The sequence below is a fragment of the Flavobacterium sp. genome, assembly GCF_028712645.1.
Classification (GTDB): domain Bacteria; phylum Bacteroidota; class Bacteroidia; order Flavobacteriales; family Flavobacteriaceae; genus Flavobacterium.
This window is the reverse complement of the sequence record NZ_JAQTPQ010000356.1, coordinates 1-2,931: the sequence shown is the minus strand read 5'-3', so window position 1 is coordinate 2,931 and position 2,931 is coordinate 1. Positions and strand designations below refer to the sequence as shown.

General features: G+C 31.6%; 4 protein-coding genes. 1 reads left to right on the top strand and 3 read right to left on the bottom strand.

What is annotated here, in order from left to right; all coding sequences use genetic code 11:
* The 3 genes from PHC28_RS17780 to PHC28_RS17770 all read right to left on the bottom strand — a co-directional run.
* Positions 1 to 779: Sau3AI family type II restriction endonuclease (locus tag PHC28_RS17780; RefSeq protein WP_300103669.1), on the bottom strand; the 779-nt coding region annotated here is incomplete at its 3' end.
* Positions 763 to 2,049: a DNA (cytosine-5-)-methyltransferase gene (gene dcm, locus PHC28_RS17775; RefSeq protein WP_300103667.1), complete on the bottom strand. Its 1,287-nt coding sequence runs from the start codon at positions 2,047 to 2,049 to the stop codon at positions 763 to 765. The genes PHC28_RS17780 and dcm, both read right to left, overlap by 17 nt.
* Positions 2,039 to 2,347 (bottom strand): helix-turn-helix transcriptional regulator, encoded by a 309-nt coding sequence (locus tag PHC28_RS17770; protein WP_300103665.1) that lies wholly within the window; start codon positions 2,345 to 2,347, stop codon positions 2,039 to 2,041. Before PHC28_RS17770 ends, dcm begins: the two co-directional genes overlap by 11 nt.
* A 239-nt stretch (positions 2,348 to 2,586) precedes the next feature.
* Between PHC28_RS17770 and PHC28_RS17765 the strand changes: the two genes are divergently transcribed.
* On the top strand, positions 2,587 to 2,931 hold a 345-nt coding region (locus PHC28_RS17765), incomplete at its 3' end, for an NAD(P)H-hydrate dehydratase (RefSeq protein WP_300103663.1).

Genomic DNA, 2,931 nt, shown 5'->3' with positions numbered 1-2,931 from the left:
TCTTCATATTTTCCATAGAAAGGTTTGAATTTAGAAATTACGATTTCTTCAATTGTTTGCTTTTTAGCAACTTGAACGTTTGGAATTAATTTTCCGTAAATTCCTTTACTTTCGTTTGCAATCGATGCAATGATATGATTTACATAACCTTGTTTGAAAGAATAGGCTCTTTGTTTTGCTAGAATTGTATTATTTGGTTGTGGTCTTGGATTTCCTCCTTTTCCTCCTTTTGTACAAGCACCTAAATAAAATGTATCTCCTTCAGATAATTCGTGTGCTTTTCCTTCGGTAATTTTCTTTGTAATTAATTCCCAATCTCTTTTGATGATTTCTAAATCTGTTGATGGAAAACTCCATTCATCAACCAATTTTATCAGATAATCCAAAATATCAAAACCAGCTTGATGCAAATAGAAAATCAAAAGGATGCTTGCATTCTTTTTAACAAAATCACTATTTTCAAAATTCTGATTAACAACATTAACGTAGTTAATGATGTTTAAAACTAATCGCTCTTTTGAACGAAACTCATTGTTCTTTAATTGTTTTAATGGAGATGATTTTAACTCCATTCCAATTTGAGCAAAATCTGCTTCTGCCAAAGAGTTTGGTTCATAACCAAAATAGAATTTCTCTAAAACTTGCCCAAAGTTTCCTTTACCAGAATAGGAATGCTCTAAAACTTTTGAATCACAAACTTGTCTTAAAGATTTTCCTTTAAGCAATTTCGCGTAATCAATTACAGATTTTTTATCTTTTGGATTATATGGTAACTTCATTGTTTATTTTTTGAGTTAATGCAATACCAATTTTTTCTATAACTCCAACAACCAAAGCATTACCCATAAAAAATGCGCGTTTAGTATCTGTAATTCCTTCAAATTTTGTGTGATTATCAGGAAACATATTTAGTCTTTCTAATTCAATTGGCGATAATCTTCTATAACCTTTTGCAGTTTTTATAACGTGTTTAAATCTTGATGCAGATTTTCCGCCTTCGCCTGTTATAATTGTTCTCGATGGTTTGTCCAGTGAATCTGGAAAAATCATTCCGCCTTCGCTGTAATTGTACTCAAAACCTTGAGAATTTTTTCTCATTTCTTTTTTTGCACCTTTTAAGTAAAACCATTTATCCAAATCTTCCTCGTTTATATAGAATTCTTCGGTTACTTCTCTGTTTTGAATGATGTCTTTTAGAATCGTGAATTTGTCCTCGTAACTTGGTTTCGTTTTAATTGTCGTCACAATTCCATCAATCATAATTCCTGTATTTTCGAACATTCCTGTTTTACCATTTTTGTTGAAATTTTCTGAAATTTCAACTATATCACCTTTAAGTTTGAATTCATTTGGAAACAAAATATTATCACTTTGTACAGGAAATGCGTTTGCTAAAGTTCCATCTTTAAGTAACCAATCGGTTGAATTAGTTTCTTTTATTTCGTTATAAATTGTTGAATTTTGAGAATATGCCAAAATGAAAATTCTTCTTCTTCTTTGTGGCATTCCGTATTCTGCTGCGTTTACAACTCGCCATTCAACTGCGTAGCCTAAATCGTTTAAACTTTTTAGAATTATAGCAAAATCTCTCCCGCGTTGCCCGGAAGGAGAAATTAAAAGGCGATCAACATTTTCAAGAAACAAATACTTTGGTTTATTTTCTTTTTCGCTTAAAATTTTGTGAATTGACCACCACAAAACGCCTTTTTTTCCAATTAATCCTTTTGAATTTTTTAGTGTTGTTGCAACTGAATAATCTTGACAAGGAAATCCTCCCACTAACAAATCGTGATCTGGAATTTCAGATATTTCGACTGTTGAAATATCTTGACTGCAATGACTTTTTTTATCCCAGCGCGTTTCATAAACCATAGATGCGTGTTGTACTTTGGTTGATGGTTCCCATTGATTACTCCAAACTACTTGGTAAGGACTTTCAAATTCATTTTTGTAATTTGACGATGCTGATTTGTTATTCCATCCTTCTAAACCAAGTCTGAAACCACCAACTCCAGCAAATAATTCTACAACTTTTATTTTATTTTCCATCGTGAATAGTTTTTAGGTATAATGCTTTTTCTTCTGCTACTTTTAGAACTTCTGCAATATTATTTTCATATAAAATTTCATTTGCAATTTTATCACTTAACCAACTTGTGACTAAAAAGTCTTTGTCTAAATCATAAAATTCAGCAAATTTACCAACCTGTTCTTTTGTTGGTTTTCGCTCTCCTCGTTCAAATTTACTCACAATTGCTTGGTCAATGTCAAGTGCAGAAGCAACTTGTCGTAATATTAAGCCTTTGCTTTCTCGTTTGTTTTTAATAATATCTCCAAATGTTTCCATAAGACAAAATTTGTTTTGACAAAAATAGTCAAATATATTTTTTAAATTATTTTTTTAAGGATTTATTTTTTAGTAAATTTTGGTATTATAAAATTCATAGCTAATATAAGTAAAATTGACTTTACTCATTTATCTGAGGATGTTTGTGGAAAATTATGCAAATAACTTAAACAAATATATTTTTAGAAATAAAATAGAATAATGTCAGAAACGAACGGAAGTTTAAATTTTGTAACTTTATGCAAACAAATCCAATGAAAAATCCAATTCCTATCCATAAAAAGGAAATCCTAAAACGCTACAAACCCATTGACCAAAAAACGCACAAAGGCATTCAAGGTCACGCTTTGTTAATTGGCGGAAGTTATGGGAAAATAGGAGCGATGGCTTTGTCATCCAAGGCTTGTTTGAAAACCGGTTGTGGTCTGGTTACGGTGTTTATTCCGCGATGTGGTTACGAAATCCTGCAAACCGCCAATCCTGAAGTGATGGTTTTAACCGATGTTCAAGAAAAACACATTTCGAAAATAACATTCGATTTCATCCCGCAAGCCATCGGAATTGGTCCAGGAATAGGGCAGGAG

Excerpts from the sequence above, each read along its gene's own strand:
- dcm (WP_300103667.1), bottom strand. The coding sequence starts at position 2,049 with ATGGAAAATAAAATAAAAGTTGTAGAATTATTTGCTGGAGTTGGTGGT.
- PHC28_RS17770 (WP_300103665.1), bottom strand. The coding sequence starts at position 2,347 with ATGGAAACATTTGGAGATATTATTAAAAACAAACGAGAAAGCAAAGGC.